Raw genomic sequence first — 12,610 nt, forward strand, 5'->3', positions numbered from 1 at the left:
CCTGCACGCGAGGTGCTCCTTCGCGGGTTGGGACCGGGGTGGGCGGGGAAGGATCGGCGCCATGAAGAGCGAACTTTTCGACCAGGCCCACCGGTTGGTCACCAGCGACCAGCGGTGGGCGTTGCAGAACGAGCAGATGCTCCGGGTGGGCCTCGGGCCGGACGTGTTGGCGTCCAAGGGGTCGATGGTCGCCTACCAGGGCAACGTTGCCTTCCACCACGAGAAGTCCGGGTCGATGGGGAAGCTGGCCAAGAAGGTCGTCACCGGTGAGGACGTCTCGCTGATGCGGGTCTCGGGGCAGGGCGAGGTGTTCTTCGCCGATGCCGCGGGTTATGTCTTCACGATCGATCTAGAGAACGAGGGGATCAGCCTCAACTTCCGCAACCTGCTTGCTTTCGACGCGACCTTGACGTGGGACATCAACCGCATCAAGGGCGCCGGGATCATGGCGGGCAACGGTCTCTTCAACACCACGGTCGGCGGCACCGGCACCGTGGCGGTGACCTCGGTCGGCAGGCCCACCGTCTTCGACTGCTCGAAGGCACCGGTCGCGGTCGATCCCAACTCCACCGTGCTCTGGTCGGCCAACCTCGCGCCCACCCTCAACAACTCGATGAACATGAGCTCGATGTTGCGTGGTGGTTCGGGCGAGGCGATCCAGTACGTCTTCCACGGCCCGGGGTTCGTGGTCGTGCAGGCCTTCGAGTGGTCGCCGCTGGCGACGACGGGGCGCTGACATGAGGAGCCTGCTCTTCCGGGAGACCCAGCCCGTCGACTCCGAGCGGCGCTGGGTCAAGCAGAACCGGAACGCGCTGCGCGTCGGCCTCGGGCCCGACGTGCTCGCCGCCAAGGGGACCATGACGTCCTACCTCGGCGATGTGGCCTTCCACCACGAGAAGTCCGGGTCGATGGGGAAGCTGGCCAAGAAGGTCGTCACCGGTGAGGACGTCTCGCTGATGCGGGTCTCCGGGCAGGGTCAGGTCTGGTTCGCACAGAATGCCGGCTATGTCTTCACGATCGATCTAGAGAACGAGGGGATCAGCCTCAACTTCCGCAACCTGCTTGCTTTCGACGCGACCCTGACGTGGGACATCAACCGCATCAAGGGCGCCGGGATCATGGCGGGCAACGGTCTCTTCAACACCACCGTCGGCGGCACCGGCACCGTCGGCATCAATTCCATCGGGCGCCCGGTCGTCCTCGACTGCTCGAAGGCGCCGGTGTCGGTCGATCCCCACTCGGCGGTCGCCTGGTCGGCCAACCTCGCGCCCACCGTCAACAACTCGATGAACATGAGCTCGATGTTGCGTGGCGGTTCGGGCGAGGCGATCCAGTACGTCTTCCACGGCCCCGGGTTCGTCGTGATCCAGGCCTACGAGTGGACCGCCGTGCAGCAGGCGGAGAACAAGGGCAAGGGCGCGATCAGCGGCGCCATCAATCTCTTCACCTGAGCCGACAGGGGCGGTACGTCGGCACGCGAGTGACGGCGTACAGTGGCGTCAGCCGAGCAGGAGAGTGGGGTGGTCGTGATGGAGAGTCAACCTCCGAGTCCCCACGTCGCCCCATCCGTCGACCTGCCGCGCCCCGGTCAGCAGTCCTGAACTGCGCGGCGGTCCGATCCTGAGGACCTGCCATGTCTGACGCCACCTTCCGCAACGCCCTGCGTGGGATCTCCCGCGGGCGCCGGCCCCTGTCTGCCTCCGTGGGACCCGTCGAACAGAACCACGCCGCGAGCGACGAGTCCATCGACCGGGCCTCCTCGAGCCTCATCGATGCTGCCGTCTACGCGGATGGTGACCGCATCGAGACCTCGACGACGCTTGCCGACAGCTATCGCGCCCTGCGCGAGCAGGAGGACGGCGTCGCCTGGATCGGGCTCTATCGGCCCGACCACCACGACCTGGCATCGGTGGCGGCCGAGTTCGGCCTGCACGACCTGGCCGTGGAGGACGCCATCGTGCGCCACCAGCGACCCAAGCTCGAGCGCTACGACGAGACGCTCTTCGTGGTGCTGCGGGCGGCCCGCTACCTCGACGACGTCGAAGAGGTGGAGTTCGGCGAGGTGCACGTCTTCGTCGGTCCGGACTTCGTGGTGAGTGTGCGCCACAGCGAGTCGCCCGACCTCGCTGCCGTGCGTCGCCGACTGGAGAGCAATCCCGATCTGCTGGCGCTCGGGCCCGAAGCGATCCTCTATGCGATCCTCGACCGGGTCGTCGATGACTACGCGCCGGTCGTGGCGGGGCTGGCCAACGACATCGACGAGATCGAGACCGAGGTCTTCGGCGGCGATCCGACGGTCTCCCGCCGCATCTATGAGCTCAATCGCGAGGTGATCGAGTTCGAGCGGGCCACCCGGCCGCTGGCCGACGTCGTCCGCGCGTTGACGGCGGGTTTCGCGAAGTACGACACCCACGACGAGCTGCAGCGCTACCTGCGCGACGTCGACGACCACCTCACCCTCGTGATCGAGCAGGTCGACGCCTTCCGGCAACTGCTGCGCGACATCCTCACCGTCAACGCCACGCTGGTGGCGCAGCAGCAGAACGAGGAGATGAAGGCACTCACCGAGTCCAGCCTCGACCAGAGCGAGGAGGTCAAGAAGATCTCTGCATGGGCCGCGATCCTCTTCGCCCCGACCCTGGTCGGCACCGTCTACGGCATGAACTTCGACGACATGCCCGAGTTGCACTGGAGCTTCGGTTATCCCTTCGCGGTGGCGCTCATGGGGTTGGTCAGCCTCTGCCTCTATGCCGTCTTCCGTCGTCGCGACTGGCTCTGACCGACTGCTCCGGGGCGCGGGGTCGCTGGGCTGGTGCGGTGCCGGGCGGCCGGGCGGGGCAGCACTTTGTCACCAAAACTGCTGCTTGGTGGGCGTGGCTACAGCCGCCAAGCGCACAGTTCCCCGCCCGGGCGGGGAATCGTGAGGCGCACGGGGTGCGCGGGTCAGGAGGGGCCGAAGGCCCACACCAGGGCGTCGGCGACGGTGCCACGCCACCAGGCGTAGTCGTGGCCGCCGTTCACCACCTGGGGGTGTACGTCGACGCCGGTCGTCATCAGCCTCGAGGCCAGGTCGGTGTGTGGTTCGGTGAGCACCCACTCCTGACCTCCGTGGGCGAGGTGGATCCGGGGCGCGGGGCCGTCGAGGGGGAGACGAGGTCGGTGAGGTCGTCGAGCCACAACGAGGCGGACTGACTGAGCACGGTGCCGCACAGGTCGGGGCGGCGTAGTCCGAGTCGGAGAGCAGTCAGCCCTCCCAGGCTCTGCCCGAGCACGGCCACCTGACGTGGGTCGCGCGGCAACCACCCCCGGCCCTGCGCCCAGGGCAGCAGGTCGTCGGTCAGGTAGGAGGTGCCGTCGTCACCGAGCTCGGCCCAGCGGTGCTCACGCCCGCCCGAGGCCACCAGCAGCGCGCGGCAGGGTGGCAGCATGGCGTCGGCGACGAGGTTGTCGAGCGTGGTCGGCAGGTCCTGCGGGCCGGTCCACACCTCGCCATCGAGCACCAGCAACAGCGGCGCCTCAGGTGGCAGCAACCCGGCTGCGGTCCAGCTCCACCCCTCACGTCCCCCGGGGAGTGCCTCGGACCTCAGCGTGCCGGCAGGTGTGCCGGGACGGCGTACGAGGAAGGGCTGGGGCGGGGAGTCCGGGAGCGCGACGACCGACTGCACGACGCCGGCCCGGTTGCGGCAGGTCGCCGGGTTGTGTGGATCAGGATGGCCGCGGTCGAGGGTGGCGCGGATCTGGACCTGGTCGCCCTCGGCCAGCCAGGGCGCCCGCTCACCCGGCCGCTGCACCACGAACGCGTACGACGCGCGCCAGTCGCTGCGCATCACGACGCTGAGGGCCCACAGGTCGGTGCCCGGCAGTGGTGACAGCAAGGTCTCGGGCAGCCGGGTCTCGTCGGTGAGCCGGTTGGCGAAGAGCAGCACCTGCTCGGCGTCGGCGTCGTGCCAGACGAAGGTGACGAGACGTTCGTCGGGGTTGTCGACGGGCTCGACGAGGGGAAGCACCGCGTCGGTCAGGAAATCGGTGACCGCGGCCGGATCCGAGACCGTCCGCTCGGCGAGGGCAGTCAACGTGGGTGACATTCCGTGCTGCAACGGATGCGGTCGCGGCACCTTCGGCGGGCGACGGCCGGGGCCAGGCGGCGTACTTTTCTGCGGGTTCGCCGCGTCTAGCTGAAGGTTCGCCGCGTCTGACTGAAGGTTCGCGGGATCTGACTGTGGGTTGGTCATCGGGCGTACTCCGTGCCGGCGAGCGGCAGCACCAGGGGGTGCCCGACAACGGGTCCGGGATCACTCGGCACGGGAGGTCGTAGACCTCCTCCACCAGCTCCGCGGTGACCACGTCACGGGGGTCGCCGGCAGCGACGATCTCGCCGTCGTGCATCACGATCAGGTGGTCGGCGTAGCGGAAGGCGAGGTTGAGCTCGTGGAGCACGGCGACCACGGTACGGCCCCCTGCCTCAGTCGGCGGGCGAGCTCGAGCACCTCGACCTGGTGGCTGATGTCGAGATAGGTCGTCGGCTCGTCGAGCAGCAGCACGTCGGTCTCCTGGGCCAGGGCCATCGCCAGCCAGACCCGCTGCCGCTGGCCTCCGGAGAGCTCTTGCACCGAGCGGTCGGCCAACTCGGTGACGTCAGCCGCCGACATCGCCGCATCGACGGCCTCCTGGTCGCGTCTCGACCACTGTTTCAGGAGGCTCTGGTGCGGATAGCGACCGCGAGCCACGAGGTCGGCCACCGACATGCCGTCGGGCGCCGACGGTGACTGGGGCAGCAGCGCCAGCTCGCGGGCCAACTCCTTGCTGCCGTAGCTGCGCAGCGACCGACCGTCGAGGGAGACGTCGCCGCCGGTCGGCGTCAGCAACCTCGACAACGCCCGCAGCAGCGTCGACTTCCCGCAGGCATTGGGTCCGACGATCACCGTCATCACCCCGGTGGGCACCGCGACGGTCAGGTCGTCGACGACGGTGCGGTCGCCGTACGCCAGCGTCAGGTCGTTCGCGGTCAGCCGCGGGCCGAGGGTCTGCTCAGACATGGTTCCTTCTCCACTCCCCGGCCAGCAGGATGATCAGATAGATGCCGCCGACCGCGCCGGTGACCACACCCACGGCGAGCTCGTCGGGGGCGAAGAGGCGTTGCGCGACCAGGTCACTGACCTGCACGAGCAACGCGCCCATCAGCGCGGACCCCACCACCCCGGGCGTCGGTACGCCGGCAAGTCGGCGAGCGAGCTGAGGTGCGGCGAGTGCGACGAAGGCGATCGGGCCAGTCGCGGCCGTGGCCACCGACACCAGGGCGACTCCGGTGAGGACGGCGCCGGTCCGGACCCGGCGGACGGGGATGCCGGCCGAGGAACAGGTGTCGTCGCCGAGGGCGAGCATGCCCAGCGGACGGGCGAGCAGCAGCGCCGGGATGCTCAACACGGCGACCGCGACGATGACCAGCGTCGCCCGCGGCCACAGCACTGCATTGAGGGAGCCGGCCAGCCACTGCGCCGCGGTCTGGGCCGCCACCAGGGAGGCGCGCACCATCAGCAGGGAGTTGACCGCGCCGAGCGCGGCCCCGACCCCGATGCCGACCAACACCAGGCGCCCGCCGTCGAGCCCACTGGAGCGGGCCAGGCCGAGCACGATCGCCGCGGTCGCGAAGCCGCCGATCAGGGCTCCGACGCCGACTGCATGCGTGCTGGCGCCGGCGACGATGATCTGCACCAGCGCGCCCGTGGCGGCACCGGTGGTGAAGCCGATGACGTCCGGTGAGCCGAGCGGATTGCCGGTGACGTTCTGGAAGAGGCAGCCGGCGATGCCCAGCGCGGCACCGACCACCAGTGCGGTGACCACGCGCGGCAGTCGTACGTCGCGCACGAAGTACTCGGCCAGCGGGTCGTCGCCCAGGAGCAGCGCGGCCCTGATGGTCTCGGTGAACGTCATGTCGTAGTCGCCGATGAGCAGACCGGCGAGAGCTGCGGCAACGATGGCGAGCAGCACGAAGCCGCCAGCCCGTGCTGCCCGAGGCGGGAAACGCAGGCTGAAGGCACCGACCTCGAGTGTGCGTCGGCGAGCACTCACAGCGAGACCACCTTTCGACGGCTGACCATGGCGACGAAGATCGGGGCGCCGAGGATCGCGGCGACGACGCCGACCTGCACCTCCTGAGGAGCGATCACCACCCGGGAGAGCACGTCGGCAGACAGGAGCCAGGCGCCGCCGAGCACGATGCTCAGCACCGAGATCCAGCGCTGGTCGTGCCCGGCCAGCGCGCGGGCAGCGAGCGGCACGGCGAGCCCGACGAAGGCGATGGGCCCGACGGCCGCGGTTGCGGCTCCGCACAGCAGCGTCGCGGAGATCATCGTGCCGGTGCGGATCCTGCCGAGCTTCACGCCGAGTCCCTGGGCGGTGTCGTCACCGAGCGCCATGGCGTTGAGCGCCGGCCCCAGCAGCAGGGCGAGCGCCGCGCCGACGAGCAGGAAGGGTGCCACCGCGCCCAGCACCGGCCAGCCGCGGCCCTCGGTCGAGCCGACCACCCAGAAGCGGAACTCGTTGAACGCCACCTGGTCGGCCAGGATCACCGTCTGCACCAAGGCGGTCATCGCGGCGCTGACCGCGACCCCGGCCAGTGCGAGACGCACCGGGGTGGCCGAAGCGCGTCCCACGCCGGCGAGGAAGTAGACGCCGACTGCTGTGACCGCAGCGCCGAGGAAGGCGAACCACAGGTAGAACCAGATGCCTGCGACCCCGGCGATCGCCACGGCCAGCACGACGGCCAGCGAGGCACCTGCGTTGATGCCGAGGATGCCCGGCTCCGCCAGAGGATTGCGGGTCAGTGCCTGCATCAGTGCACCGGCCAGGCCGAGCGAGGCGCCGACGGCTGCGGTGAGCACGGTGCGCGGGATCCGTTGCTCGTGGATCACCCCCGACAGCACGCTGTCGTCGGGGTGCCACAGCAGCCGCCAGGTCTCCTTGGGCGCGATCGAGTGGGAGCCGAAGAAGATGCTCAGGCCGGCTGCGCCGACCAGCACCACCAGGCCGAGTGCGAGCAGGAGCGGGGCGGGGAGACGTCTGTCAGCCACGGGCCCGCAGGCCCCGCCGCAGCACGAGACCGGCACCGACCACGGCGACCACCAGCACCCCGGTGCCCACGAACGGGAAGGGGTCGTCGGGGTCGGCCGCCGCCTGTGTCGTCTGCTCGCCGGACGTGGGTGCGACCTCGGTGGTCTCGGGCTCCACGGGGTCCTCCGTGGATGCCGTCTCCTCGTCGGTCCCTGCCGAGTTGTCGTCGGACGTCTTCGGGGCCTTCACGCCCTTGGGCAGTTCCAGCGTCAGCTTCTTCCCAGCGGCCACCACGTCGTCGGTAGACGTCGCCGACGACCCCGGCTCGCTCGACGAGGAGGAGTTGGAGGAGTCGTCGCTCGACTGGTCGGACGACGACGAGTTGTCGCTGTTGCCGGAGTTGTTGTTGCTCGAACTGCCAGCGGTGACGGTGAAGTTGGCGCCGCCGCGCAGGGTGTAGCCCTTCACGCCCTGATAGGTGCCCTGGGAGTCGAACATCTCCTCACTGGCGAGGAAACGCAGCCAGTGCTTGCCCGGCTTGAGGTCGGCGGGCAGCACCAAGGAGCCGGAGACCGACCCGTTGGCGGAGATGCGCTGCTGGTGCACGACGCAGGCACCGTGCACACCGGCCTGGGCGCAGAACTGTCCGTCGTCGATCTTGACGTAGACGATCTCGCCGGCGGGGAAGCCGGAGATCCGGAAGCTCAGGGTGTCGCCGGCCCGCAGCGTGCTCGGGGAAGCGCTCGCCGACGTACCGGGGGTGTCCGGGCCGGCGCCGCTGTCGGGGATGGCGGAGGCAGTGGGCGTCGAGACGAAGGCCAGCGCCGCGGCCAGAGCCAGACCTCTCAGCAGGCGCTTCATGCGACCGCTCCCCGACGCCGCAGGGCAATCGCTCCCCAGGCGGCGAACAGGAGGGCGACCCCGATTCCGGAAAGCACGCCGTCGAGGGCGCCGACGGGAGCTGAGTTCTTCGGCGATGCGGAGGTCGGCGTCGTGGCCGGGCTGACCGTCTCGGTGCCGTCGAGTTCCTCGGCGACCGGTTCGACGGTGGGCTCGTGCTGGTACCAGCCGAGCAGCTTGCCGTCCTCGTCCTGGACCGCCAGGCGCAGCTCGGTGTCGGCGAGGTTGCCCAGGTCGACCAGCAGCCGGCGCTGCTTGTCGAAGATCGCGCCACCGATCGGCACGACCGACGTGCCGACGTACGCCGTCACAAAGCCGATCTGGCCCTTGTCGGCCGCTGGCACCTCGAGGGTGAGGGTGGTGCCGTCGAGGGTCGCGGAGACGGCCCGCTGGTTGTTGACCCTGAGCTTCTTGGCCGCCACCGGCACGGGCGGTTCCCGCAGTGCCTGTTCCTGCTGCGGTGTGGGTGCCGGGGCGGACGGCGTCGAGCTCACCGTGGGGTTGTTCGTCGGCTGCTTCGGGGTGTCGTCGCCCGGGTCCTCCTCGGCGCCGGGGAAGGTGATGTCGTCCCAGCCGAGCAGCCTCCCTTGCGACCGAGGTTACCGTCCTGAGCGACCAGCTTGAGCTTGCCGGTGATGGCGCCGTCCTTGGGCAGCGTGACCATGATGCGGCCCCGGGCATCGGCTCGGAACCACTTCTCGCCCCACGGGTAGCGCGGCGAGTCGTCGTCGGTGTAGGCGCTGAGGAAGACCCAGTCGCCCTTCTGGGCACCCTTGACCTTGACCGTGACGTCCTTGCCCGACTGGGTGACCTCGAGGCCGTTGCGCTTGCCCTTCTTGAGCTTGCCGACGGGGGCGGGGATGCCATTGGGCTTGTAGGCGCCGACCACGAACTCCTCGCTCTGGAGGGTGCGGACCTGGTCGCCCGGGAGCAGTGAGCCGGAGAGCAGTCGGAGCGTGTGGGCGCCGGGCTTCAGTGCGGGGGTCGAGGTCTTCGTCGTGCCGTCGGGCAGTCGGATCTCGGCCGTGAAGGTGCCGTCGCTGTGCCTGGCCTGCACGAGCGCCCAGATGGTGCGGTTGGCGTGCACGGACGAGTCGAGGTGGCTGATGCCGCCCTCATCGATCTTCACGCCCAGCTTGGAGCCACCGCCAGCGGGATTGCACCAACCGGTGCCGCTGATGGTCAGCATGCCGCCGAACGTGGCGCTGGGGTTCTCGATCGTGACCGTGGGTTGATCGGAGGTGGGCTTGCACTCGACGTCGCTGTTGTCGTCGCCTCCTTGCCACTTCTCGCCGTCGACCGTCAACGACGAGGTGGTCGCGGTGCGCTGCGTGTCGCCGGAGGCGAACTTGCCGGAGAAGAGGGAGACGGTGAAGTACTGGCCCTTCGTCAGGCCCGGCGGGAGGTCGACGTCGGTGTCGAAGTTGCCGTCGGCGTCAACCACCGAAGCGTCGAGCAGTGCCCAGATGGTGGCGTCCCCCTGGAGGATCCCGGAGCCCGTCCGCCGGGCCTGCTCACCGTTCTCGGTGAGGTTGATCTTGAGCGCGATCGTCGACGGACCACCCTGCGGGTGGGTCCAACCGGTGCCGGCGAGCTTCAGGCGACCACCCGGGGTGACCGCGCTCTGGACCCAGGCGGTCGCGCCGCCGTTGCGCACCTCCTCGTGCGCCCATGCGGGTGCGTCCGGGACCACCTCGTCGGCGGGGAGGACGGTGAAGGCGTTGGTCGCCACGGTGCGCATCTCGTCACCGGCCGCGAGCGATCCGCTCAGCAGGCGCAGGGTGTGCTCGCCGGTCTCCAAGGCGGGGGCCGAGGTGGCTGCGGTGCCGTCGGGCAGCTCGATCTCGGCGTCGAGCGTGCCGTCGGTGGAGTCGGCCTCGACGATCGCCCAGATCGTCTTGTTGGCGTGCACCGCGGTGTCGAGACGACTGATGCTGCCCTCGTCGATCTTGACCCCGATGACCGAGCCGCCGCCCGCCGGGTTGCACCAGCCAGCGCCGGTGATCTTGATCGTGCTGCCCACCTGGACGCTCCTCGTGGAGACCGTCGCGGAGGCATTGCCGGCGGTGGGAGTGCAGGAGCCGGCCTCGGCAGCGGAGGTGTCGGCGTACGTCGGCACCGCCCAGACGACGCCGGCTGCAGCGGTCAGCGCGAGGGTGGTGGCGAACCTGCCGAGATGGGAGATGGTGGTGTTCACGTGAGACTCCGGAGGACGTCGTCGATGAGGCGTTGCATGAGGATCGGGCCGCCGGTGGAGGTCCACAGCGAACCGTCGACCGGCATCACGTGGCCGGCCCGGTAGGCCTCGAGGTCGGTGAAGCCGGGCACCTTCTCGGCCGCGGCCAGGGCCTTCTCGGCACCCGTCACGTCACTGGTGCCGCCGGCGTCGGGGTTGCCCTGGGACGAGCCGCCGAGGGTGCCGAAGAACATGTGGTCGGCGTCGATCGTGGCCAGGTTCTCCAGTGAGACCGGCTCACTGTGGCCGCGCCCGCGGCGGTCCTGGCCGGCGGGTCGTTTGAGGCCGAGATCGGCCAGTGCGATGCCGCCTGGCAGCTCGTTGAGGATGAGGGAGGCCGAGCCGCCCTGCCACCGGACGACGGAGAAGGTGTCGTTGCTGTAGGTGTCCTTCAGCTGCTTCCGGGCACTTGCGACCGCTGTGTCGTAGTCCGCGATCACGGCTTCGGCCTCGTCGGCCTTGTTCAGCGCGTCGGCGATGTTGGTGAAGGTGCCCCGCCAGTCGGCCCCGGCGTAACCCGCGTAGTAGGTCGGCGCGATCTTGCGGAGGATCTCGATCGCCTCGGGATTGTTGTTGATGCTGGTGCCGTCGACGAGGATCAGGTCGGGCTTGGCGTTGGCGATCACGTCGTAGTTGGGCTGGGCGACGCCACCGAGCAGGGGGATGTCACCCGCCTTGTCGGCCAGGTAGTGGGGCACGCCCTTCTGGCCGCGACCGCTGATGGTGCCGATCGGAGTGATGCCCAGCGCCAGTGCCCCGTCGAGAGCCGGCTCGCTCAGGGCGACGACCCGCTGGGGGTCGGCCGGGACCAGCATCTCCGTGCCCTCGACATCGGTGACCGTGCGGGTCTCACCCGTGGGTTCGGCGTTGCCGCTGCCGCCGCAGGCAGTGAGCCCGACCGTCAGACAGGCGAGGGCGATCAGCGCGGCGAGCGCGCGGACGGTGCGGAGGCGCCGAGGGGCGGGCGGGCGCGGGGAAGCGGTTCGAGGCACGATGGATCCACGTCATTCTAGGCTTTGGTAAGCCAAGCCTAACATCCATCAGATGTTTCCCGGCAGCCGCTGGTCAGCGCGGCCGGACAGCGCTCAGTCGAGCACGCGCAGGTCGTGGCAGGCGTGGCTCGCCGCGAGGCCGGCGGCCAGTGTGCTGTTGCCCGATTCGATCGCCGCCAGCAGGGCGCCGTGCTCCTCCTGGCGTTCCACCGCGGGCTGCAGGTTGTCGAGTGCGCCGCGGCGCATGCCTTCGCGCAACGCCGACATGAGGCTGGCGTAGAGGTCGGCGAGCAGGGCGTTGCCCGACAGGTCGACCAGCAGGGCGTGGAACTGGCCCGGTGTCCGGCCCCGTTCGGTGGCCTTGTCGCCGGAGACGTCGGCGTCGTGGGCGGCCCGGAGCTTCGCCAGGCCCTCAGGGGTACGTCGCTGGGCGGCGAGGTCGGCTGCCTGCACCTCCAGCGCCCGTCGGACGTCGAGGATGTCGCGCCAGGAGTGGGTCGAGGCGAAGTCGGAGAGCACTCCCCGCACGGGGTTGAGGGAGCGTACGAAGGTGCCACGGCCCGGCGCGGGCTCGAGCATGCCGAGGTGCGCCAGGCTCCGGACCGCCTCGCGGATGGTGCTGCGACCGACCCCGAACTCCGCAGCGAGCTCGGCCTCCGTGGGGATCCGACCATTGATCGGCCAGCGTCCTGAGGTGATGTCGGCCTGAAGGCGCTTCACGGTGTCCCGTGCGCGCTCGCTGCCCATCGCCACGTGTCGTGCTCCTTGTCGTCCGGAGGTCGGTCCGCCCGCGAGTGCGGGCGCCCGATCGATCGTCCCAGTCTTCCAGCCTGCTGGGGAAACTTTGCCGAAGGTCTCGACAATCACCAGCGATGTGTTTAGGGTTGCCTTACCTAATGCGGAGTGCACGGACTTCGCGGCGGTACCCGGTGATCGTTGCCCCTGCCACAGGTGACGGCACCCGTACGACCCAGGCCTGGGCGCCCAGGCAGCACCATTGAGCGCCCTCCAGAAGTCCTCACTGGTCCTGATTCCCCAAGTCAGCCGGTGCCCAGGCCAAGGGTCGGCGAGTCACCGGTCGACGAGCCAGGCGCCGACGTACGTCCGCTCGGCGGTGCCGCCGCTCCACTGCCGCACCCGGGGCGTGGCGAGTGCCGGCCAGCGACCGGCGGTCGTGAGGGTGCCGAGGCCGGCCTTGACCATCGCCTCCTTGACGACCCAGAGCTGGGAGAAGGCGGTCGCAGGATCGACGGCCGCGTCGACCCGGGCGATTTCCTCGGCGGTCAGGACCTGGCGGCGGACGCCGTCGGAGACCACACGCACCCGCTCCACCGAAGCGGCGTACGAAACGACGAATCGCGGGTCGGTTCCCCGAAGTCACGGTAGGCTGCATATCCATAAACACCACCTTCCCGAATTGAACGAAGTACAA

The 12,610-nt window shown here is 69.7% G+C and carries 13 protein-coding genes; 3 read left to right on the plus strand and 10 right to left on the minus strand.

Translation table 11 applies throughout. The features are described 5' to 3' along the window. Positions 1 to 61: 61 nt before the first annotated feature. From L1066_RS07560 to L1066_RS07570, 3 genes are all read left to right on the plus strand, one after another. A complete protein-coding gene (locus tag L1066_RS07560) occupies positions 62 to 736 on the plus strand; it encodes an AIM24 family protein (protein ID WP_235735752.1) in 675 nt (224 codons plus the stop codon). Between the two features lies 1 nt (position 737). Beyond that, the gene (locus L1066_RS07565) at positions 738 to 1,451 is read left to right on the plus strand and encodes an AIM24 family protein (RefSeq protein WP_235735753.1); all 714 of its coding nucleotides are present in this window, start codon (positions 738 to 740) and stop codon (positions 1,449 to 1,451) included. Positions 1,452 to 1,633: 182 nt separating this feature from the next. Continuing rightward, complete coding sequence (locus L1066_RS07570; protein ID WP_235735754.1) at positions 1,634 to 2,779, plus strand: magnesium and cobalt transport protein CorA; 1,146 nt, start codon at positions 1,634 to 1,636, stop codon at positions 2,777 to 2,779. Positions 2,780 to 3,053: 274 nt separating this feature from the next. On the opposite strand, the gene L1066_RS07575 is transcribed toward L1066_RS07570, so the two are convergent. The 10 genes from L1066_RS07575 to L1066_RS07620 all read right to left on the minus strand — a co-directional run bounded on the left by L1066_RS07575 (position 3,054) and on the right by L1066_RS07620 (position 12,510). Next, complete coding sequence (locus tag L1066_RS07575) at positions 3,054 to 4,085, minus strand: enterochelin esterase domain-containing protein (RefSeq protein ID WP_235735756.1); 1,032 nt, start codon at positions 4,083 to 4,085, stop codon at positions 3,054 to 3,056. 306 nt (positions 4,086 to 4,391) lie between these two features. Next, positions 4,392 to 5,036: an ABC transporter ATP-binding protein gene (locus L1066_RS07580; RefSeq protein ID WP_312007264.1), complete on the minus strand. Its 645-nt coding sequence runs from the start codon at positions 5,034 to 5,036 to the stop codon at positions 4,392 to 4,394. Continuing rightward, complete coding sequence (locus L1066_RS07585; protein WP_235735758.1) at positions 5,029 to 6,069, minus strand: FecCD family ABC transporter permease; 1,041 nt, start codon at positions 6,067 to 6,069, stop codon at positions 5,029 to 5,031. Before L1066_RS07585 ends, L1066_RS07580 begins: the two co-directional genes overlap by 8 nt. Beyond that, on the minus strand, positions 6,066 to 7,070 hold the full coding sequence (locus tag L1066_RS07590) for a FecCD family ABC transporter permease (protein WP_235735760.1): 1,005 nt from the start codon (positions 7,068 to 7,070) through the stop codon (positions 6,066 to 6,068). The genes L1066_RS07585 and L1066_RS07590 overlap by 4 nt, the downstream gene beginning before the upstream one ends. Further along, entirely contained in the window at positions 7,063 to 7,911 is an 849-nt protein-coding gene (locus L1066_RS07595) for a hypothetical protein (protein WP_235735761.1), read from the minus strand. The genes L1066_RS07590 and L1066_RS07595 overlap by 8 nt, the downstream gene beginning before the upstream one ends. After that, the gene (locus L1066_RS07600; RefSeq protein ID WP_235735762.1) at positions 7,908 to 8,444 is read right to left on the minus strand and encodes a hypothetical protein; all 537 of its coding nucleotides are present in this window, start codon (positions 8,442 to 8,444) and stop codon (positions 7,908 to 7,910) included. Before L1066_RS07600 ends, L1066_RS07595 begins: the two co-directional genes overlap by 4 nt. Continuing rightward, positions 8,441 to 10,147 carry a hypothetical protein gene (locus tag L1066_RS07605; protein WP_235735763.1) on the minus strand — a complete coding sequence of 569 codons (1,707 nt, stop codon included), beginning with the start codon at positions 10,145 to 10,147 and terminating at the stop codon, positions 8,441 to 8,443. Before L1066_RS07605 ends, L1066_RS07600 begins: the two co-directional genes overlap by 4 nt. Then, the gene (locus L1066_RS07610) at positions 10,144 to 11,178 is read right to left on the minus strand and encodes an ABC transporter substrate-binding protein (protein WP_235735764.1); all 1,035 of its coding nucleotides are present in this window, start codon (positions 11,176 to 11,178) and stop codon (positions 10,144 to 10,146) included. Before L1066_RS07610 ends, L1066_RS07605 begins: the two co-directional genes overlap by 4 nt. A gap of 93 nt (positions 11,179 to 11,271) precedes the next feature. Continuing rightward, positions 11,272 to 11,925 carry a FadR/GntR family transcriptional regulator gene (locus tag L1066_RS07615; protein ID WP_235735765.1) on the minus strand — a complete coding sequence of 218 codons (654 nt, stop codon included), beginning with the start codon at positions 11,923 to 11,925 and terminating at the stop codon, positions 11,272 to 11,274. A 324-nt stretch (positions 11,926 to 12,249) separates the two neighbouring features. After that, positions 12,250 to 12,510: a 4'-phosphopantetheinyl transferase superfamily protein gene (locus tag L1066_RS07620; protein WP_235735766.1), complete on the minus strand. Its 261-nt coding sequence runs from the start codon at positions 12,508 to 12,510 to the stop codon at positions 12,250 to 12,252. Between the last annotated feature and the right edge of the window lie 100 nt (positions 12,511 to 12,610).

It is taken from the genome of Nocardioides alcanivorans (assembly GCF_021555175.1).
In the GTDB taxonomy this organism is placed as follows: Bacteria; Actinomycetota; Actinomycetes; order Propionibacteriales; family Nocardioidaceae; genus Nocardioides; species Nocardioides alcanivorans.

Excerpts from the sequence above, each read along its gene's own strand:
- L1066_RS07560 (WP_235735752.1), top strand. The coding sequence starts at position 62 with ATGAAGAGCGAACTTTTCGACCAGGCCCACCGGTTGGTCACCAGCGAC.
- L1066_RS07565 (WP_235735753.1), top strand. The coding sequence starts at position 738 with ATGAGGAGCCTGCTCTTCCGGGAGACCCAGCCCGTCGACTCCGAGCGG.
- L1066_RS07570 (WP_235735754.1), top strand. The coding sequence starts at position 1,634 with ATGTCTGACGCCACCTTCCGCAACGCCCTGCGTGGGATCTCCCGCGGG.
- L1066_RS07575 (WP_235735756.1), bottom strand. The coding sequence starts at position 4,085 with ATGTCACCCACGTTGACTGCCCTCGCCGAGCGGACGGTCTCGGATCCG.
- L1066_RS07580 (WP_312007264.1), bottom strand. The coding sequence starts at position 5,036 with ATGTCTGAGCAGACCCTCGGCCCGCGGCTGACCGCGAACGACCTGACG.
- L1066_RS07595 (WP_235735761.1), bottom strand. The coding sequence starts at position 7,911 with ATGAAGCGCCTGCTGAGAGGTCTGGCTCTGGCCGCGGCGCTGGCCTTC.
- L1066_RS07615 (WP_235735765.1), bottom strand. The coding sequence starts at position 11,925 with ATGGGCAGCGAGCGCGCACGGGACACCGTGAAGCGCCTTCAGGCCGAC.